General features: G+C 70.5%; 17 protein-coding genes. 9 read left to right on the top strand and 8 right to left on the bottom strand.

Annotated elements, in window-relative coordinates; translation table 11 throughout:
• Nucleotides 1–193: 193 nt before the first annotated feature.
• Nucleotides 194–1,237 (bottom strand): rhamnogalacturonan acetylesterase, encoded by a 1,044-nt coding sequence (locus IE278_RS09645; RefSeq protein ID WP_189770751.1) that lies wholly within the window; start codon nt 1,235–1,237, stop codon nt 194–196.
• Entirely contained in the window at nt 1,234–2,646 is a 1,413-nt protein-coding gene (locus tag IE278_RS09640; RefSeq protein ID WP_189770749.1) for an RICIN domain-containing protein, read from the bottom strand. Before IE278_RS09640 ends, IE278_RS09645 begins: the two co-directional genes overlap by 4 nt.
• Before the next feature lie 242 nt (nt 2,647–2,888).
• On the opposite strand from IE278_RS09640, the gene IE278_RS09635 reads away from it, so the two are divergent.
• Nucleotides 2,889–3,455: a maleylpyruvate isomerase N-terminal domain-containing protein gene (locus IE278_RS09635; protein ID WP_189770746.1), complete on the top strand. Its 567-nt coding sequence runs from the start codon at nt 2,889–2,891 to the stop codon at nt 3,453–3,455.
• Nucleotides 3,456–3,601: 146 nt separating this feature from the next.
• On the opposite strand, the gene IE278_RS09630 is transcribed toward IE278_RS09635, so the two are convergent.
• Entirely contained in the window at nt 3,602–4,153 is a 552-nt protein-coding gene (locus IE278_RS09630) for a hypothetical protein (RefSeq protein ID WP_189770744.1), read from the bottom strand.
• A 223-nt stretch (nt 4,154–4,376) separates the two neighbouring features.
• Here IE278_RS09630 and mmuM point away from each other — a divergent pair, with 223 nt between their 5' ends.
• A complete protein-coding gene (gene mmuM, locus IE278_RS09625) occupies nt 4,377–5,333 on the top strand; it encodes a homocysteine S-methyltransferase (RefSeq protein WP_189770742.1) in 957 nt (318 codons plus the stop codon).
• Between the two features lie 129 nt (nt 5,334–5,462).
• On the opposite strand, the gene IE278_RS09620 is transcribed toward mmuM, so the two are convergent.
• A complete protein-coding gene (locus tag IE278_RS09620; RefSeq protein ID WP_189770741.1) occupies nt 5,463–5,846 on the bottom strand; it encodes a hypothetical protein in 384 nt (127 codons plus the stop codon).
• A 259-nt stretch (nt 5,847–6,105) separates the two neighbouring features.
• Here IE278_RS09620 and IE278_RS09615 point away from each other — a divergent pair, with 259 nt between their 5' ends.
• Both IE278_RS09615 and IE278_RS09610 read left to right on the top strand, forming a co-directional pair.
• Complete coding sequence (locus tag IE278_RS09615; RefSeq protein ID WP_189770739.1) at nt 6,106–8,970, top strand: PQQ-dependent sugar dehydrogenase; 2,865 nt, start codon at nt 6,106–6,108, stop codon at nt 8,968–8,970.
• A 17-nt stretch (nt 8,971–8,987) separates the two neighbouring features.
• Nucleotides 8,988–10,772: a ThuA domain-containing protein gene (locus tag IE278_RS09610; protein ID WP_189770737.1), complete on the top strand. Its 1,785-nt coding sequence runs from the start codon at nt 8,988–8,990 to the stop codon at nt 10,770–10,772.
• A 111-nt stretch (nt 10,773–10,883) separates the two neighbouring features.
• Here the strand turns inward: IE278_RS09610 and IE278_RS09605 are convergent, their stop codons facing one another.
• Complete coding sequence (locus IE278_RS09605; protein ID WP_189770735.1) at nt 10,884–11,150, bottom strand: helix-turn-helix domain-containing protein; 267 nt, start codon at nt 11,148–11,150, stop codon at nt 10,884–10,886.
• 95 nt (nt 11,151–11,245) lie between these two features.
• Here IE278_RS09605 and map point away from each other — a divergent pair, with 95 nt between their 5' ends.
• Entirely contained in the window at nt 11,246–12,031 is a 786-nt protein-coding gene (map, locus tag IE278_RS09600; RefSeq protein WP_189770733.1) for a type I methionyl aminopeptidase, read from the top strand.
• 58 nt (nt 12,032–12,089) lie between these two features.
• Here map and IE278_RS09595 read toward each other — a convergent pair whose 3' ends face one another.
• Entirely contained in the window at nt 12,090–13,724 is a 1,635-nt protein-coding gene (locus tag IE278_RS09595) for a carboxylesterase/lipase family protein (RefSeq protein WP_189770731.1), read from the bottom strand.
• Nucleotides 13,725–14,061: 337 nt separating this feature from the next.
• Here IE278_RS09595 and IE278_RS09590 point away from each other — a divergent pair, with 337 nt between their 5' ends.
• Nucleotides 14,062–15,090, top strand: coding sequence for a LacI family DNA-binding transcriptional regulator (locus tag IE278_RS09590; protein WP_189770730.1), 1,029 nt, complete (start codon nt 14,062–14,064; stop codon nt 15,088–15,090).
• Nucleotides 15,091–15,230: 140 nt separating this feature from the next.
• Here the strand turns inward: IE278_RS09590 and IE278_RS09585 are convergent, their stop codons facing one another.
• Both IE278_RS09585 and IE278_RS09580 read right to left on the bottom strand, forming a co-directional pair.
• A complete protein-coding gene (locus IE278_RS09585; protein WP_189770727.1) occupies nt 15,231–15,905 on the bottom strand; it encodes a ThuA domain-containing protein in 675 nt (224 codons plus the stop codon).
• Nucleotides 15,906–15,925: 20 nt separating this feature from the next.
• Complete coding sequence (locus tag IE278_RS09580) at nt 15,926–16,660, bottom strand: GbsR/MarR family transcriptional regulator (RefSeq protein WP_189770725.1); 735 nt, start codon at nt 16,658–16,660, stop codon at nt 15,926–15,928.
• A gap of 289 nt (nt 16,661–16,949) precedes the next feature.
• On the opposite strand from IE278_RS09580, the gene IE278_RS09575 reads away from it, so the two are divergent.
• The 3 genes from IE278_RS09575 to IE278_RS09565 all read left to right on the top strand — a co-directional run bounded on the left by IE278_RS09575 (nt 16,950) and on the right by IE278_RS09565 (nt 19,546).
• Nucleotides 16,950–17,633 (top strand): DUF4097 family beta strand repeat-containing protein, encoded by a 684-nt coding sequence (locus IE278_RS09575; protein WP_189770724.1) that lies wholly within the window; start codon nt 16,950–16,952, stop codon nt 17,631–17,633.
• A 105-nt stretch (nt 17,634–17,738) separates the two neighbouring features.
• Nucleotides 17,739–18,758: an ATP-binding cassette domain-containing protein gene (locus tag IE278_RS09570; protein WP_189770722.1), complete on the top strand. Its 1,020-nt coding sequence runs from the start codon at nt 17,739–17,741 to the stop codon at nt 18,756–18,758.
• On the top strand, nt 18,755–19,546 hold the full coding sequence (locus IE278_RS09565; protein ID WP_189770720.1) for an ABC transporter permease: 792 nt from the start codon (nt 18,755–18,757) through the stop codon (nt 19,544–19,546). The genes IE278_RS09570 and IE278_RS09565 overlap by 4 nt, the downstream gene beginning before the upstream one ends.
• Nucleotides 19,547–19,581: the final 35 nt, after the last annotated feature.

The raw sequence follows: 19,581 nt of genomic DNA, 5'->3' as shown, positions 1-19,581 counted from the left end.
CGACCCTCCGGCCCCCGGTGAGGCGCCGGTCGCCTCCCCCGTGCAACGCAACCTCTATGACTTTCCCGGTCGCACCGGGCGTACCGGACGCACTGGGCGTACCGGGCTGCCGGGCGTGTACATCCGTGGGGCTGCCCCACGGATGTACACCTGAGGCGCCCCGGTTCCGGTCGGGACGCCCCAGGCGTCAAGCTCACCTCACAAGGCGCTCGGGCACCAGGCCTTGCGCAAGGAGTTCGTCGCGGACGATTCCCGCGTACGCCGTCGCGCCCCGCGTCGATGTGTGGGTGTTGTCGCGCTTCTCGTCGTAGAGGTACAGCGCCTTGGAGCCCTCGACGCCCAGCCCCTCCACCAGGTCCTTTGTCCTGGTCGTGAGGTCGATGAGGGGGACGTCGTGGGCCGCGGCGACCGAGCGGGTGACGGCCGGGTGGTCCACCCCGAGGCCGTTCACCAGCAAGGCTGTGCCGTTGTTCAGTGTGCCGTCGCCGTTGAACCAGCGACGGACGATGGGAGTGACCAGAACCGGACGTCCACCCTCTTCCCGTACGCCCGCGACGAGCGTTTCGAGATTCGCGCGGTACGTCGGCTCGTCCGTCTGCTTGTCGTTGTGGGCGAGCTGGATGAGGACCAGGTCGTCCTTGCGGATGAGCGGCTGGACGGTCGCGAAGAGCCGCGGATCGGCGAGATAGGTGACCGTACTCTCCCCCGAATCCGCGTAGTTGGCGACGGAGGCGCCCTTGCGGAGGTACTGCGGGAGCTGCTGGCCCCAGCCTGAGTAGGGGTCGCCGGGCTGGTCGCAGACCGTGGAGTCGCCGACGAGGAAGATCTGCCGGGTGTGCCGACCGGCCGCCGGGGTGACGCGGATGCCGGCGAGCGCGGGCGCCGAGCCGCCGACGAACAGGTCCAGCCCGGCGGTGCCGTCCGGGCCGGTGGGCTCGCCCTCGGGGGTACGGACGTTCACGGTGAAGCTGCGGGTCACGGGCTCGCCCGCCCCGGTGGGCGTCTCGGCGAGCAGGGTGCGCCGGGTCTCGCCGGTGATACCGGTACGCGCCGCGTCCGCACCGCCGAGCCGTACCCGTACGTCATAGGTGCCGGGCGGGACATCGAAGTGGCAGGCGTCGGCGGCGCAGTTCTCCAGCCCAAGCCTGGATTGCTGGCTGTGAGCCTGGGCCGGGGTGAGGGACAGGGCCGAGGCGAGGGTGAGCCCGGCCAGCAAGGTGATCGTCGCGGTTCTCATGTCCCTCTCGTCCACTGCTGGTTGGTCGCGCCGTTGCAGGTGTACGTGATGAGCGCGGCGGAGTCCGCGGTGGACGCGCCGTTCACGTCCAGGCACTCGCCGGTGGCGCGGGACCTGACGGTCACATAGGAGCCGGTGGTGGTGAGCGACCACTGCTGGGCGGTCGCCGAACCGCTGCAGTTCTCCTGTGTGACGGTGCTCACGTTCTCCTGCACGCACAGGGAGCTGCCCCGCACCGCCAGCTGGTAGTAGCCGCTGCCGACCGACTTGAACCAGTACTTCTGGTTGGTGCCGCCGTTGCAGGTGTACTGCTTGATCTGGGCGCCGGTCCACAGCGACTGGCTGGTCACGTCGGCGCACTTGGCGGAGTGGCGGGCGATCAGCGAGTTGTACGTGGCACTCGTCCCGGCGACGGTCCCGGTGGCCGTGTCGACGGTGACCTCCGGCGACCAGGACATGGACATCGTGGTCGAGCTGGGAAAGCCCAACGGCAGCCAGACGTAACGGGAGTCGTTGACCGTACCGCCGAAGGAGTTGCCCCAGCGGTCACCCATGTAGAGGTAGGAGGTCCCCGAACTCCCCTGCACGGGAAGGACGTACGCGGTCTGCGAGTTGTACGTCGTCGAGTCGCCGACGTTCGCCATCGCGGTCCAGGGCCCGGCGATCGAGGTCGCCGTGGCGTACTGCTGCTGGTTGGCGTTCCAGCCCGTGGCGCCCGAAGTCAGCATGAAATAGACGCCGTTGCGCTTGAAGAGCGCGGGTGCCTCGCGGTGGCCGCCGTGCCAGGGGTCGGCGACCAGACTGGCAATTCCGGTGTAGTCGGCGGTCAGCCGGTAGATGTGCAGGTCGTAGTTCTCGCGGGCGGCCGAGACCATGTAGCCCGCGCCGTCCGTGTCGACGAACACCGTGATGTCACGGGACATGTGCGTGCCGAGCGGGCGGAAACTGCCCTGCCAGGTGTAGTTGCCGTCGACCGTGTCCGACACGGCGACCGCCGCGCGGGCCTCGCCGTAGTCGACGCCGTTCTCCTTGTGCATCCACATCACGAACTTGCCGGTGGACGCGTTGTACATGACCTTGGGCCGCTCGATGTTCGCGGTCGCCAGCTCCGGGGCGCTCGCCTCGGTCAGGACGTGGTTGCGGAACTCCCAGTTCTTCAGATCCGTGGAGCGGTAGGCGTCCACGTACCGGAAGGTGTTGTCGGAGTTCCGGTTCTCCCCGAACCAGTAGTAGTACGAGCCGACCTTGACGACTCCGCCGTGGTGGGCGTGCACCGGGCTGCCGCCGGTGTCGGTGAACTGCGTGCCGTTCGCGATGGTCTGGGCGGCGGCCTGGGCCGGGCCGGCGGTGACGAGGGCACCGGCGAGGGCCAGACAGAGGGCGAGGAGTACGGCGTACAGGCGTCTCATCTCAGGCACGCTCCTTCGGGTGGCCCCGGGTTTCGGGGTGGGGGGACACAAAAGCGAACAGAAATGTTCGGCATTTCGCACAACATCTGTCATCCCGAACGCCGAAAAGGTAAGGGCGTGTTACGAGGAGGTCAACGGGTCGGACGGGAGCGATCCGGAAGAGCGTGTGCCGGGGCCGGCCGCGGACCCGGTGACGGCGGGTCAGGGGGAATGGGCTGTCCAGGGGCCGCTGTCAGTGGCGGGTGATAGGAAACGGGGATGACCCAGACAGCTGCCTTCGAAGACCTGCTGGTCCTGATCATCTCCTGACCCGTTCGGCCGCGGCCACCGAGGAGCTGATCGCCGCACTGCGGGCCGCGGGTCCCGCGGTGGACTGCTGGACCTGGTGGGGCGACTCCGACGTCCCGCAGAACAGCGGAGCCGTGGCACGCCATCAGGTCCAGGAGGCCGCTGTCCACGCCTTCGACGCCCAACTGGCGACGGGAACTCCCCTGCCCGTACCGGAGGTTGTGGCACTCGACGGCATAGCCGAGTTCATCGGCGTCAGCCACGGAACGGCCGGCCCCTGGTCACACCATCCGATCCGCATCGCCCTGCACGCGACCGAGGGCCGGTCATGGGTGATCGACGTGACGGAGTCGGGATCGCGTCTCGTCCCCGACGACCGCCACGAAACGGACGCCGCCCTCCACGGCTCCGCGAGCGAGCTGCTGCTCACCCTGCACGGCCGCCTCCCCCTGGACACCCTCCGAACCGAGGGCGACCGCACCACACTGCAGAGCCTTTTGAACTGGCCGGACCTGAGTTGACCGCGAACGAACACGGATTCCACCTGCCGCCCCACGCGGAGCCGGACGTCATCGCCGAGCGCCACAGAGTGGCTGACGCGGTGTGCCGGGAACTGCGCCGCGCCGGACTTCCCGCCTGCCGGGGCGACGCCGCCGCGCCGCGGCCGTCAGGGAGTGGGCCGCCAGCGGGGTGCCTCGTCGTCGGGGGCGTCCGGGCTCGCGAAGTGGAAGGGTACGCCGAAGCGGGCGGCCAGAGCGGTGCCGGTCGTCTGCGCCTCCACCGCCTCCGGCCAGGGTGGTACCTGTCCGTTGAAGACACGGAGATCCGAGCCGTGCCGGATCATGGCCAGATCGACCTCGCTCGGCGGTCCGTCCAGGACAGCGACGAGCACCACGAACCAGCCGCTGGTGTCCCCGTCCCAGATGGCCTCGACCGCGACGAGCCTCCCGGGCAGTTCGCCGATGCGGGCGGCCAGCGACTCCGCGTCCCTCGGTGGCTCGGGCCGCCGGACGATCCGGTCGGCCAGAGCCTGGTAGCGGGCCATCACCACGCGGTCGCATTCGTGCAGCCCAGGACGCGGCGCCTGGACGCCCTCCCACTGACCCCGTACCGCCTCCATCACCGCCTGGATCGCCTGCAGCCGCCGATCGCTCAGCACGAACTCGTCGACGCGCTCCCGCACCGACACCGGCAACGCATCCCACCACCACGTCTCCACCCCGGCATTACAACCGACCGCGTGCCGCCGGACCTCACCGGGGCCGGGCCTGTCGCCGGAGGCGGTCGGCGTCGAACTCGACCCGTTGCAGCGGCGATCGGAAGACCTCGTGTACCTCTTCGGCGAGCTGCACGGAGTGGGCGCGGGTGCACGCATGCGATGACCCTGGAAGGTGCCTCTTTCAGCGGCGGGGGTTCGGGCGCGCTTCGGCTAGCGTCGACGTATGACCAGCGACAGCTCTCCCGGCGCGGGCCGCCCTCTCGCCGAAGTCCTCGCCACCGCTTCCGGTGCCCGCTCCGGCGTCGTCGTCCTCGACGGCGGTCTGTCCAATCAGCTCCGGGCCGCCGGACACGACCTGAGTGACGAGCTGTGGTCGGCGCGGCTGCTCGTGGAGCGGCCCGAGGCGATCACCGAAGCGCATCTCGCCTACTTCGAGGCCGGCGCGAACGTCGCGATCACGTCCAGCTACCAGGCGACCTTCGAGGGCTTCGCCCGCCGCGGCATCTCCGCGGAGCGTGCGGCCGAACTCCTGGAGTTGAGCGTCGGACTCGCGCGGGAGGCCGCCCGGCAGGCCGGGGCGAAGGGCGCGCGCGGGCCGCTGTGGGTGGCGGCGTCGGTGGGCCCGTACGGGGCGATGCTCGCGGACGGCTCCGAGTACCGGGGGCGGTACGGGCTGAGCGTGGCCGAGCTGGAGCGCTTCCACCGGCCCCGGGTGGAGGTGCTGGCCGGGGCCCGCCCCGATGTCCTGGCCCTGGAGACCGTGCCGGACGTCGACGAGGCGCGGGCGCTGCTGCGGGCGGTGCGTGGACTCGGCGTACCGGCGTGGCTGTCGTACAGCGTCGCCGGTGACCGGACGCGGGCCGGGCAGCCGCTGGAGGAGGCCTTCGCGGTGGCCGCCGACGCCGACGAGGTGATCGCGGTCGGCGTCAACTGCTGCGCTCCCGAGGACGTGGACGCCGCGGTGGCGACCGCGGTACGGGTCACCGGCAAACCGGTCGTCGTCTATCCGAACAGCGGGGAGACCTGGGACGCGGGGGCGCGTGCCTGGCGGGGGCACTCCACGTTCGCGCCGACGCAGGTCGTCGGCTGGGCGCGGGCCGGGGCACGGCTGATCGGGGGCTGCTGCCGAGTGGGACCGCGGGCGATCACGACAATCGCCGACACCCTCGATCCGTCCTAGCGACACCCCTGCCCCTCGGACAATCAGTCCTAGCGCCGCCCCTGCCCCTCGGACCGGACCGACCGGCGCTCAGCTCGGGCCGGCGTGTGGGGCGCGAGGCACCCCCGCGCCCGCGCGTACCGCACCCCCTCAGTTCTGCGCCTCGTGCATTTCCCTGTCGTGTACGCGCAGTCGGACGCTGACCGTGCCGGCCGTCAGCAGCGCGCTTCCTATCGCCGAGAGCGGCACGGACATCACCAGGGCCGCCAGCGGTTCGGGCCAGTCACGGTCGGAAGCGCATCTCAGCGCGTCCTCGTGCACCCAGCCGTTGGAATCGTCGACGTAGAGGTCCCTGCGCTCGGAGGTGAACGGCGCAGGGCAGTCCACCTTGTTGTACGTGGACTCGTACGGCGTGAACACCTGCCAGGCCGCGTAGATCCAGAACAGGGAAGCGGCGATCAGCAGTCCGATCCCCCAGCTCTGGAACCGGCCCGCCCGCATCCGGAAGTTCTGCTCGATCGCCATCGGGTGCACTCGGGTCTCCTCATGTGTCCGTGAGTTACCCGCAGACTCTACGGATCATCGCTCCGGCCCCACTTTGTCCTCGGTGGGGAAAAAGTGTCGGGAACTTCTGCCCGATGGGTTACGGCGTTCGACAAAGCTCGCTAACTTCCTTGAAATGAACCGGTCATAGCGCTGCGACCGGTCACGACGGCGCGACGGCGCGCGCCTGTGCACCGCTTGGCAGTCCGGTGAGGACTGTCGTCATCCCACCCCACTTTGGGAGACCTCTGTGCGCACGAAACCGCTCGGACACAGACGTGTCCGATACCTGCTGACCGCCGTGGCCTGTGCCGTCGGCTGTCTGCTGCCCATCTCCCCGGCCGCCGCGCGACCGGCGGACCCGGGCGGCGAACCCAAGGCGGCCGCACCGAAGGCGGCAGCCGTCGAGTTCCAGCAGGTCACGCTCGCCAAGGGCGTGGCCGAGACGGGCGAGCCGATGACCCTCGCGGTGCTGCCGGACCGCTCGGTCCTGCACACCTCCCGGGACGGCACGCTCCGGCTGACGAACGCGGCGGGCACCACCTCCGTCGCGGGCAAGCTGAACGTCTACAGCCATGACGAGGAGGGGCTGCAGGGCGTCGCCGTGGACCCGGGCTTCGCCTCCAACCGGCAGATCTTCCTGTACTACGCGCCCACGCTCAGCACTCCGGCCGGTGACGCCCCCTCCGACGGCGGCGCCGCCGACTTCGCCCCCTTCGACGGCGTCAACCGGCTGTCCCGGTTCGTGCTGAAGACCGACGGCACCCTCGATCTCGCGAGCGAGAAGAAGATCCTCGATGTACCGGCCTCGCGCGGCCTGTGCTGCCACGTCGGCGGCGACATCGACTTCGACGCGGCGGGGAACCTGTACCTGTCCACCGGCGACGACACCAACCCGTTCGCCTCGGACAGCTACACCCCGATCGACGAGCGCGCCACCCGCAACCCCGCCTTCGACGCCCAGCGTTCGGCCGGCAACACCAACGACCTGCGGGGCAAGGTCCTGCGGATCAAGGTCAACGCGGACGGGTCGTACTCCATCCCGAGCGGCAACCTCTTCCCCTCCGGGACCGCGAAGACCCGGCCCGAGATCTACGCGATGGGCTTCCGCAACCCCTTCCGGATGAGCGTCGACAAGGCCACCGGCATCGTCTACCTCGGCGACTACGGTCCCGACGCCGGCACCGCCAGCCCCACGCGCGGGCCGGGCGGGCAGGTGGAGTTCAACCGGATCACCAAGGCCGGCAACTTCGGCTGGCCGTACTGCACCGGCAAGAACGACGCCTACATCGACTACAACTTCGCCACCGGCGCCTCCGGCTCCGCCTTCAACTGCGCGGCGCCCAGCAACAATTCGCCGAACAACACCGGTCTCACCAGCCTGCCTCCGGCCCAGCCCGCGTGGATCCCGTACGACGGCGGGTCCGTCCCGGAGTTCGGCAACGGCTCGGAGTCCCCGATGGGCGGCCCGGTCTACCGTTACGACGCCGCCTCCACCTCCGAGGTGAAGTTCCCGCAGGAGTACGACGGGGACTTCTTCGCCGGGGAGTTCGGCCGCCGCTGGATCAAGCGCGTCGAGGCCGGCGGCGACGGCACCGTGCAGTCCATCAACTCCTTCCCCTGGACCGGCACCCAGGTGATGGACATGGCCTTCGGCCCCGACGGCGCCCTGTACGTCCTCGACTACGGCACCGGCTACTTCAACGGTGACGCGAACTCCGCGCTGTACCGCATCGAGCACGTCACGGGCGGGCTCGCCCCGACCGCGCAGGCGAAGGCGAACGTCACCTCGGGCAAGGCGCCGCTGGCCGTCGCGTTCTCCTCGGCGGGCAGCACCGACCCGGACGGCGACGCCCTGAGCTACGCCTGGAACTTCGGCGACGGCTCCACCTCGACCGCCGCCAACCCCTCCCACACCTACTCCGGCAACGGCCAGTACACGGCGACGCTGACCGTCACGGACAGCACCGGCAAGTCCGCGAGCGCCTCCGTGCAGATCACGGTGGGCAACACCGCGCCCACGGTGAAGCTCGACCTGCCCCTGGACGGCAGCATCCACGACTTCGGTGACGCCATCCCGTTCAAGGTGACGGTGACGGACCCCGAGGACGGCACGATCGACTGCTCCAAGGTGAAGGTCACCTTCATCGTCGGACACGACAGCCACGGCCATCCGCAGACCTCGACCACCGGGTGCACGGGGACGCTGCAGACCCTGGCGGACGGCGAGCACGATCCCAACGCCAACATCTTCGGCGTGCTCGACGCCGAGTACACCGACAAGGGCGCCGCCGGCCAGCCCGCGCTGACCGCGCACGACCAGCACGTCGTCCAGCCCAGCCACCGGCAGGGCGAGCACTACAACGCCTCCTCGGGCGTCGACGTCATCTCCCACGGTCCCGCGCACGGCGGGAAGACCGTCGGCAACATCGAGAACAACGACTGGGTCTCCTTCACCCCGTACGCCCTCGGCAACGCGACGCGGTTCACCGCCCGGGTCTCCTCGGCGGGCGCGGGCGGCACCATCGAGGTCCGCGCCGGTTCCACGACCGGCACCCTGCTCGGTACGGCGACCGTGCCGGTGACCGGCGGCTGGGAGACCTTCCAGGACGTGACGACCGCACTGAGCAACCAGCCCACCGGCTCCACCTCCCTCCACCTCGTCTTCAAGGGCGGCAGCGGCGCGCTCTTCGACCTGGACGAGTTCTCCTTCACCACCTCCGGCGGCGCCGCCCGCACGGGCGAAGTGAAGGGCGTGGGCGGCAAGTGCCTGGACATCGACAACGCCCAGACCACCGACGGTACGAAGGTCCAGATCTGGACCTGCAACGGGTCCGCCGCCCAGAAGTGGACCGTCGGAGGCGACGGCACGCTCAAGGCGCTCGGCAAGTGCCTGGACATCTCCGGCGGAGCGAGCGCCGACGGTACGAAGGTCCAGCTGTGGACCTGCAACGGCTCCGGCGCCCAGACCTGGGCCGCCCAGTCCGACGGCACCGTCCGCAACCCCCAGTCCGGCAAGTGCCTGGACGCCTCAGGCGGCACCTGGAACGACGGAACCGCCGTCCACCTGTGGACCTGCCACACCCAAGCCAACCAGAAATGGACCCTGCCGTAGGAGGGAGGAGACCGACCATGCGTATTTCTGTGCACACCTGTGTGAAAGCCGTCCTCGGCCTGTTCGTGGGCGCCGCGCTCTGTCTGACCCCGCAGGCCTCGGCGCTGCCCGGGGCCGCCGGTCAGTCCGTCACCGCCGGAGCACGACCGCTCGAAGCACGACCGCTCGCGGCGGCCGACCCGGCGTACAAGATCCTCGTCTTCTCCAAGACGGCGGGCTTCCGCCACGACTCGATCGACGAGGGCATCGCGGCCCTGCGCGGCCTCGGCGGCGCGAACAACTTCACGGTCGACGCGACCGAGGACGCCGCGGCCTTCACGACCGGCAACCTCGCCCAGTACAAGAGCGTCGTCTTCCTGTCGACGACGGGTGACGTGCTGAACGCGGCCCAGCAGACGGCCTTCGAGAGTTACGTCCAGGGCGGCGGCGGTTACGTCGGCATCCACGCCGCCGCCGACACCGAGTACGACTGGCCCTTCTACGAGGGCCTGGCGGGCGCGCTCTTCCACTCGCATCCGGCGATCCAGTCCGCCACGGTCAAGGTGGAGGACCGGGCGCACGACGCCACCGCCCATCTGGGCAGCACCTGGCAGCGCACCGACGAGTGGTACAACTACCGCACCAATCCCCGTACCACCGCCCGTGTCCTGGCCTCGCTCGACGAGTCCAGCTACTCGGGCGGGAACATGTCCGGCGACCACCCGATCGCCTGGTGCAAGGACTACCAGGGCGGCCGGTCCTTCTACACGGGCGGCGGGCACACCGCCGAGTCGTACGCCGACCCCGCGTTCCGGCGCCACCTCCTCGGCGGTATCCGCTGGGCCGCCGGGATGACCGACGCCGACTGCCGCCCGGAGACCGGCTACACGTCTCTGTTCAACGGCTCGTCCACCACCGGCTGGAAGCAGGCCGGTCCCGGGCAGTTCAGCCTCGCGGACGGCACGCTCACCTCCGTGGGCGGGATGGGCCTGTTCTGGTACAACGCCCAGGAGTTCACCGGTGACTACTCCCTCAAGCTCGACTGGCGGATGGCCGGGGACGACAACTCCGGGATCTTCATCGGCTTCCCGGCCTCCGACGACCCGTGGTCGGCGGTGAACAACGGGTACGAGATCCAGATCGACGCGACCGACACCGTGGACCGCACCACGGGTTCCGTCTACGGCTTCAAGTCCGCGGACATCGCCGCACGGGACGCCGCACTGAACCCGCCGGGCGAGTGGAACACGTACGAACTCCGGGTCACCGGTGAGCGGTTGGAGATCTTCCTCAACGGCCGCAAGGTCAACGACTTCACCAACACCGACCCCGTACGGAGCCTGCGGCAGGGGCACATCGGCCTCCAGAACCACGGTGACGGCGACGACGTGTCCTTCCGCAACATCCGCGTCAAGCGCGCGGGCGGCCAGGAGCCGGGTCCGCGCACGGGCGAGGTGAAGGGCGTCAACGGCAAGTGCCTGGACATCGACAACGCGCAGACCGCCGACGGTACGAAGGTGCAGATCTGGACCTGCAACAGTTCCGCCGCGCAGAGGTGGACGGTCCAGGGCGACGGCACACTGCGGGCCCTGGGCAAGTGCCTGGACGTGAGCGGCGGAGGCAACGCCGACGGTACGAAGATCCAGCTGTGGACGTGCAACGGCTCCGGCGCCCAGACCTGGACGCCCCAGTCCGACGGCACGGTCCGCAACCCGCAGTCCGGCAAATGCATGGACGCCTCCGGCGGCACCTGGAACGACGGAACGGCCGTCCACCTGTGGACGTGCCACACCAACGCCAACCAGAAATGGACCCTGCCCTGACCCCCTGACCTCACCTGACCGGCACGGCTGAAGTCCTCGCCCCGCTCACCACCGCGTGAGCGGGGCGAAGGCGTGTCTACGGGACCGCTGGGATCAGGGAGACCGCTGGGATCAGGAGGCCGCGCTCAGGGCGGGATCGGTGCGCCAGATACTGGCCAGCTCCGGCAGGGGTACGCCCAGTACCTCACTGAGGCGGACGATGGTGCCGAACGCGGGCGTCGGCATGCGGCCGGTCTCGATCTTGCGAAGGGTCTCCGGCGAGATCTCCGCCGCCGCGGCGACTTCGACGGGGCTGCGTCCGGCCCGGGCGGAGCGCAGTGCGGCTCCGAGACGTCGACCCGCCTCGATCTGTTCGGGGGCGAGCGGATGGCGGACCATCCGCACATGCTAGAGGCGGTGGCGTCCGGCGGGCAACCATCCCGGCCTCTGGTATAAATATACCGGTCGGCCGCCCCGGGGAATCGAGGAACGCAGTGATCGAGCACAAATCTCCCGCAGACATCGAGCGCATGCACGTCACCGGACAGTTCCTCGGTCAGGTGCTGGGCGAACTCGGTGACCTCGCGGCGGTGGGGGTCAACCTGCTGGATCTGGAGCATCACGCCCGCCGCCGCATCAAGGAGCGCGGCGCGGAGTCCTGCTACTGGGACTACGAGCCCTCGTTCGGCAAGGGCCCGTTCCGCAACGTGGTGTGCCTCTCGGTCAACGACGCCGTGCTGCACGGGCTGCCGCACAGCTACAAGCTGCGCGACGGGGATCTGCTGACCATGGACATGGCGGTGATGATCGACGGCTGGGCCGCGGACTCGGCGCTGTCCGTCATCGTCGGCACCCCGGCCGCGGAGGACCTGCGGCTGATCGAGGCCACCGAGGTCGCCCTGGAGGCCGCCATCGCGGTCGCCCTGCCGGGCAACAGGCTCGGGGACATCTCGGCGGCCATCGGCGGGGTCGCCGCCGAGTACGGCTACCCGGTCAACCTCGAATTCGGCGGTCACGGCATCGGCCGCACGATGCACGAGGAGCTGCACATCCCGAACGACGGCCGTCCCGGCCGCGGCTGGAAGCTGCGTCCCGGTCTGACGATCGCGATCGAGCCGTGGTTCGCCGCCGGCACCGACAAGATCGTGTACGACCCGGACGGCTGGACGATCCGCTCAGCCGACGGCTCCCGCACGGCCCACTCGGAACACACGGTCGCCATCACGGACACAACCCCCCTGGTCCTCACCCGCCGCCCACCCACCTCCAAGCGGCGCTAGCCCCGGGGCGGGGTGTGGGCGCGGCCCGGGGCCTGCTTGCGCGGATCCGGGTGAGTGTTCAGACCCTTCGCATGCCGCCCGGCCTGCGGAGGCGGCGTGTCGGCGTTGTTGGTGTCGTGCTCGGGCCGGGTGGTAGCCGGTCGCGTTCGGGCTTGGCGGGGAGCCGGGAATCGGGCTCCCACAGGGCCATTTCCCGGTCCCGGGGGCCCCGTACGACCTCGGGGCCGTCCGAGCCGAAGACCCGTACCGGATGTGTGTCGTCCCAGGCGGGCCAGCCCGGGTCGCCCGTGACGGCGAACCGTACCCACGCCGAGTGCATCTCGTCGGCGAGGGCCCGCGGCGCCCCGGGCCCCGCGAGCTTCGCCGCCTCGGGTGCGTCGATCGTGTCGAAGACGAAGCCCAGTTCCAGGGCGTGGCAGGCGCCGAGACCGGGCACGTTCGACGGCCAGGCGAACTCGTACACGTGCGAGCGCGCCCGGCGGGCGTCGGCGAGCCGGTGCAGCGGCACGCGGAGAAGGTGGTCGGTGACCAGCTGCCCCACCAGGTCGGCGGTGCTCACTCCGGGACGGGCCAGCCGGTAGCCGCGCGGCACCTCCGGACCGCAGCGGCAGCGGGCCCTCGCCGCCGTCAGGGCGACCGGGCCGAGCCGGTCGAGGCGTTCGAGGAGGCCGGTCGGCGCGAGCCACAGCCGGTACTCCTCACTCGTCCAGCCCACAAGCAGCTCCACGTCCGGTGCGGCCCCGCCCTCGATCAGCGCCTCCAGCGGATCGCGCGGCACCAGATCACCGTCGACGACGATGCCGAACGCGGGCCCGCCGACGACCGGACTCGCCCGGCGGCCCGCCTCCGCCTGCGCCGCGGCCAGGGCGCCGCGGTCGACGGCGGCGAACGCCCGGGCCGTCGCCGGCACCCTCAGCCGGGCGGCCATCCGCCGCACCATGCGCCGCACCTTGTCCCGTTCCGTCACCTCGGGCGCCCCGCTCTGCAGCACCGCCCGCCGGAACAGCCCCTGGGCGCGCGGGCTCGCCAGCAGCGCCCCGATGCTGATCGCCCCGGCGGACTCACCGAAGACGGTCACCCGGTCCGGGTCGCCGCCGAACTCCGCGATCGAGTCCCGTACCCACTCCAGTGCGGCGAGCTGGTCGCGCAGGCCCGGGTTGGCGGGGGCGTCCGGGAAGAGGCCGAACCCCTCCACTCCCAGGCGGTAGTTGAAGGACACGAACACCACGCCGTCCCGGGCGAAGGACCGGCCGTCGTACACCGGGATCGCGGACGAGCCCCGGGTCAGCGCTCCGCCGTGGATCCACACCATGACCGGGAGACGGGCGCCCGGACCCGGTTCCGGCGTCCACACGTTCAGGTTCAGGCAGTCGTCGCCCGGTACGACCGGGTCGGAGAGCAGCTTCGCGAAGGCCTCGGAGTACGGCGGTTTGGGCGGCGTCGGCCCGAACGCGCCCGCGTCGCGCACCCCGGCCCAGGGCTCGGGCGGGACGGGCGGCCGGAAGCGGCGGGGGCCGAAGGGCGGGGCCGCGTAGGGGATGCCGCGGAAGACGGCGAGGCCGGCCTCGTAGCGGCCTCGCACCGCCCCGTACGGGGTGCCCACCACGGGATCCTCGGCCCTGAAAGACCCCTCGGCCACCTCAGGCCCCTCAGCTTCCTCAGGCCCCTCAGCTACCTCAGGTCCCTCAGTCATCCGAACCCCTCCTCGCCACGACGAACCGTGTCCGCGAACCGCGCTTCCAGCGCATCACAGAACCCGCCCGTTCCGCAGCCCCGGGCGGCGAAGGCGGACGTGTCGCCTGACACGCGGCATCCTTGTCGGACTGCCTCTCAAGCACTCACGCAGCGCTCTCGAAGCGCTCACGACCTGCATGTCCGGCATTTCGAGACTTTCGGCTCCGGCGAATTCCACCGAGTACCCGCTCTTCCACGGCGAGTTCGGGCGGCCTTACTGTAGGGACCAGTGTAGGAAGCGCTTTCTACCCGAAACTTTCGCGGGCCCTCGGGACGGGGCCGGAGAGGTGGGCTCCATGGTGCGTACCGGGAGCGTGGCGGGGCCGACCCTCGCGGTCGTCGCCCGCGAGGCAGGGGTGTCCGTACCCACGGCCTCGAAGGTGGTCAACGGCCGCGAGGACGTGGCGCCGGAGACCCGCCGCCGGGTCACGGAGGCCCTCGACCGGCTCGGCTACGTGCGCAGACCCCGGTTCGACGCGGCGAAGTCGCCCGGGCTTGTCGACCTCGTCGTGCACTCGCTGGAGAGCTCCTGGGCCGGCGCGGTCCTGCACGGGGTGGAGGAGGCCGCGCAGGACGCGGGCCTTGAGGTGGTGGTCACGGCGGGGCTGACCCGGACCCGGGGCGACCGTCCGGAGCGCGGCTGGCTGGACAAGCTCGCCGCCCGCGGCTCGTCCGGGGTGCTGTTCGACCTCGCCGAACTGACCGCGTCCCAGTACGCGTGGCTGGAGCAGCACCGCATTCCCTTCGTGCTGATCGACCCGGCGCTCGAACCGCCGGCGGGTGTCGTCTCGGTCGGCGGGGCGAACTGGCACGGTGGGGTGCTCGCCACGGAGCATCTGCTCTCGCTCGGCCACGAACGGGTCGCCGTCATCGCGGGGCACCGCCGCAGGACGTGCGGCGGCGCGCGTGTCGCGGGGTACCGTTCGGCGCTCGCGGCGGCGGGGGTGCGGCACCGGTCCGAGTACCTGCGGTACGGCGGCCTCGACGAGGGCTCCGCGTATCACAGGATGCTGGAGCTGCTCGATCTGCCGGAGCCGCCCACGGCCGTGTTCGTGTGCTCGGACCGGATGGCGCTCGGTGCGTATCGCGCCCTCGCGGAGCGGGGGTTGTCCGTGCCGGGCGATGTCAGTGTGGTGGGGTTCGACGACCTGCCCGAGGCGCGGTGGGCGTCGCCCGCGCTGACCACTGTGCGGCAGCCGGTTTCCGAGATGGCGGCGGTTGCGCTGCGCTTACTGGTGCGGATGATGGCTGGGGAGCAGCCGGAGGGGACGCGGACGGAGTTGTCCACGCGGTTGGTTGTACGTGGGAGTACGGCGGGGTGTTGAGGGGTGCGGGTTCGCTGTGGCTGGCCGCGCCGTTCCCCGCGCCCCTCAAAAGCCCGGTGCGGGGGCCGATGCCAAGTGCGGGTTCGTTGTGGTGGAGCGCGCCGTTCCCCGCGCCCCTTTCGGGGCTCTTCCCTTGGCCTCTAGAAGGCGGCCGCCCAAGTTATGGCGCCCAGGAGGTGGGTGCGGAAGTTGGGGTCCTTGTAGGCCTCCGGGGCGTGGCCCAATGCCGTGTAGAAGGCTCGGCCCGCGCCCTGGGGGTGGCACCAGGCCAGGGGGTGGTCGCTGCCCATGCCGCCTCCGTCGTACGAGGTCTCGTCGGCGGAGAGGAGTACCCGTACCGAACCCCGGGGGCTGGTCCGGAAGTCGTACCACTCGTCCGTGAACTCCCAGACGGCGGGCAGATGCCGGGTCGCCGGATGATCGTGGTCCTCCACGACGGCCCTGCCCGGCTGGTGGTCGGGGTGCCGGGCGAAACGGGCCCCGAGCAGCTCGCCGTAGTAGGGCCAGTCGTACTCCGTGCAGGCCGCCGCGTGCACCCCGACGAAACCGCCGCCCGCCTCGACGTAGGCAGCCAGGTGCTCCCGGCCCGCGGATGTCAGGACGTCACCGCTGGTGGAGAGGAAGACGACGGCCGCGTACGGGCCCACGGGGACGTCGAAGAAACCGGGATCCTCCGTCGCGTGGACGGTGAAGCCGTGCTCGGCCCCCAGCGACCGGACGGCGGCTGTGCCGTCGGGTATCGAGTCGTGGCGGTAGTCCGCGGTGCGTGTGTACACGAGGACCCGGGGGTGGGATGTCGTGCGCTGTGCTGCCATGGGGAAACGGCTCCAGGTCTCTACTGCGTGGGTTCGGTGGGCTGTTCTGGCTTCGTGTACAGCACCTCGCGCGCCTGTTCCGCGGCACGGGCCATCCCCTCGCCCACGAAGTCGACGAAGCGGGCGATGCCTTCGAGCCGGGCGGCGGCCGGGGAGTCGGGGCCGAGGATGCCGACGCCCTGCCGTGCGGTCTCGGCAAGTTGGGCGTGGGACCGGGCGGCGGCGATCATCCCGTCGTACCAGACGTCGTTGTCGACGACATAGCGCTCGCGGCGGCGGTCGTCCCGCTCCCGCCGGATGAGGCCCTGGCTCTCCAGGAGCGTGACCGCCTTGGAGATGGACGCGGGGCTGACCTGGAGCAACTGGACGAGTTCGGACGCGGTGAGGCTGCCCGCGTCGGTGGTGTAGAGGTGCGCCAGCACCCGGGACGTCATCTTGGGCAGGCCCGACCGCATGAGGAGCGTGGTGAACACCTCCACGTACTCGCGTACGGCCTCGGCGTCACGGCCGTGGGCCTGCGGGAGCGCCTCCTGCCCTCGGGGCGCGGCCTCCCTGCGCCGGTGGGCGCGGTGTTCGGTGGCGCGGTGGGCCAGGTCGGCGCGGTAGGAGAGGGGGCCGCCGTTGCGCATGACCTCGCGGGTGATCGTCGAGGTCGGGCGGTCGAGCCGTCTGGCGATCTCCGCGTACGCGAGGTCGTCGGCCAGCCCCAGCGCGATCTGCTGGCGTTCCTGCTGAGTGAGCCTGCCTCCCGGCATCGCGGTCCCCTTCGTGGTGCTCGGTCGTCCCGACGCCCTGAGCATAGCGTTCACTCCAAGCACATTGCAACGAACACGGGGGTGCTTGTTGCGTTAGATTCAGTTTCAGTGCAACGAAATATGGCGCCTGAGCTGCAATTATGACACTGGAGTGCAACAAGCTTGTTGCCGCATCTATGAACGCAACGTAGCTTTTCCAATGTCGGAAACGCCGAACGGGCGCACCGACAAGGGAAGCGAACCCGCGGACCGAACAACCGCACGCGACAAGCACACAGAGGAGAGCACGATGCAGAAGTTCACGACGCAGAAGTTCGACACCGCCACCCAGGTCTCCGCCGTCCTCGACATCCCCGCGGGACGCATCCGGTTCATCGCCGCCGACCGGGCCGACACCACGGTCGAGGTCCTGCCCGCCAACACCTCGAACAGCCGGGACGTGAAGGCGGCCGAGCAGATCGAGGTCACCTACGGCGACGGCGTCCTGCGGATCGAGGCGGCACCCGCGAAGAACCGGATCCTCGGCAGCTCCGGGTCCGTCGAGGTGACCGTCCAGCTGCCCGCCGGCTCCCGTGTCGAGGCGAAGACGGCCGCCGGCGAGTTCCGGGGCGTCGGACGGCTGGGCGACGTCACCTTCGAGGGGGCGCGGGGCTCGGTCAAGCTCGACGAGACCGCGCAGGCCCACCTCACCCTGCTCGCCGGTGACATCTCGGTCGGCCGCCTCGGCGGTCCGGCGGAGATCAGCGTCCAGAAGGGCGACATCCGCATCACCGAGGCCGTACGCGGCACGGTCGTCCTGCGTACCGAGGCCGGCGAGGTGTCGGTCGGCGCCGCCCGCGGAGTCTCCGCCTCCCTGGACGCCGGTACCGCCTTCGGGCGGATCGACAACGCGCTCAAGAACTCCGACGGCGCCGCCGGTCTGAACATCCACGCGACCACGTCCTACGGCGACATCACCGCCCGCAGTCTCTGAATCGCTCACCCGCTGACCCGTTGCCCCGTTGACCCGTTGCCCCGCCGACCTGCTGAATCGCCGTCCCGCTGACCAGCTGACCCGCTTCTCGAAGGAGCATCCCTCATGACCCACCCGGCCATCGCGGCGCACGGGCTGCGCAAGTCCTACGGCGACAAGGTCGTGCTCGACGGCATCGACCTGGTCGTCCCGGAAGGAACGATCTTCTCCCTGCTCGGCCCGAACGGGGCCGGCAAGACCACCGTCGTCAACATCCTCTCCACCCTCGTCTCCGCCGACCCCGCCTCCGGCACGATCCGCGTCGGCGGCCACGATCTCGATGCCGAACCGCAGGCCGTGCGGGCGGGAATCGGGGTCACCGGGCAGTTCTCCGCGGTCGACGGGCTGATCACCGGCGAGGAGAACATGCTCCTCATGGCCGACCTGCACCACCTGCCGAAGAAGGAGGGGCGGCGCGTCGCCGCCGAACTCCTCGAACGCTTCGACCTCGTGGAGGCCGCCAAGAAGCCGGCCGCCGCCTACTCCGGCGGTATGAAGCGGCGACTGGACATCGCCATGACCCTGGTCGGCAGCCCGCGGATCATCTTCCTCGACGAACCCACCACCGGCCTCGACCCCCGCTCCCGCCACACCATGTGGCAGATCATCCGCGAGCTCGTGACCGGCGGCGTCACCGTCTTCCTCACCACGCAATACCTCGAAGAGGCCGACCAGCTCGCCGACCGCATCGCCGTCCTCCACGACGGCCGCATCGCCGCCGAGGGAAGCGCCGAGGAACTCAAGCGACTCGTCCCCGGCGGCCACGTCCGCCTGCGGTTCGCCGACCCGGACGCCTACCGGGCCGCTGCCGCCGCCCTGCACGACGTCGCCCTCGACGACGAAGCACTCGCCCTGCAGATCCCCAGCGACGGCAGCCAGCGTGAACTGCGCGCCGTCCTCGACCGGCTCGACGCCGCGGGCATCGAAGCCGACGAACTGACCGTGCACACCCCCGACCTCGACGACGTCTTCTTCGCCCTCACCAGCAGCACCAGCACCGGGTCCGGCACCGGCGACACCGCCGACGTCCCCAGCCGTCCCAGCAATCCCAGCCAGAGCGACCAGCCCAAGGAGAACGTCCGATGAGTACCCTCTCCCTCGCCGTCCGCGACTCGGCCACCATGCTGCGCCGCAACCTCCTGCACGCCCGGCGCTACCCGTCCCTCACCCTGAACCTGCTCCTCACCCCGGTGATGCTGCTCCTGCTCTTCGTCTACATCTTCGGCGACGTGATGAGCGCCGGGATCGGGGACGGCGGCGCCGACCGGTCCGAGTACATCGCCTATCTCGTCCCGGGCATCCTGCTGATGACCATCGGCAGCACCGTGATCGGGGCCGCGGTGTCCGTCGCGACCGACATGAACGAGGGCATCATCGCCCGCTTCCGGACGATGGCGATCCACCGCGGATCGGTGTTCATCGGGCATGTCGTCGGCAGCGTCCTGCAAGTGCTCGCCAGTCTGGTCCTCGTCGGGGCCGTCGGTGTGGCCATCGGCTTCCGGTCCACCGACGCCACGGCCCTCGAATGGCTCGCGGCGTTCGGGCTGCTCGCCCTGTTCGCCCTGGCGCTGACCTGGATCGCGGTCGGTATGGGCATGGCCAGCCCGAATGCCGAGGCGGCCGGCAACATGGCCATGCCGCTGATCCTCCTGCCGCTCATCTCCAGCGCGTTCATCCCGGCCGACACGATGCCGGGCTGGTTCCAGCCGATCGCCGAGTACCAGCCCTTCACCCCGGCCATCGAGACCCTGCGCGGTCTGCTGCTGGGCACCGAGATCGGCCACAACGGGTGGCTGGCGGTGGCCTGGTGCCTGGGACTGGCGGCGCTCGGGTACTACTGGTCGACCTCACAGTTCAACCGCGACACGAAGTAGCCCCGGGGCAACCTCCGTGGGACGTCCGATTCCTT

The sequence above is a fragment of the Streptomyces tauricus genome (assembly GCF_014650955.1).
Classification (GTDB): domain Bacteria; phylum Actinomycetota; class Actinomycetes; order Streptomycetales; family Streptomycetaceae; genus Streptomyces; species Streptomyces tauricus.
This window is presented reverse-complemented; position numbering and strand designations above follow the sequence as displayed.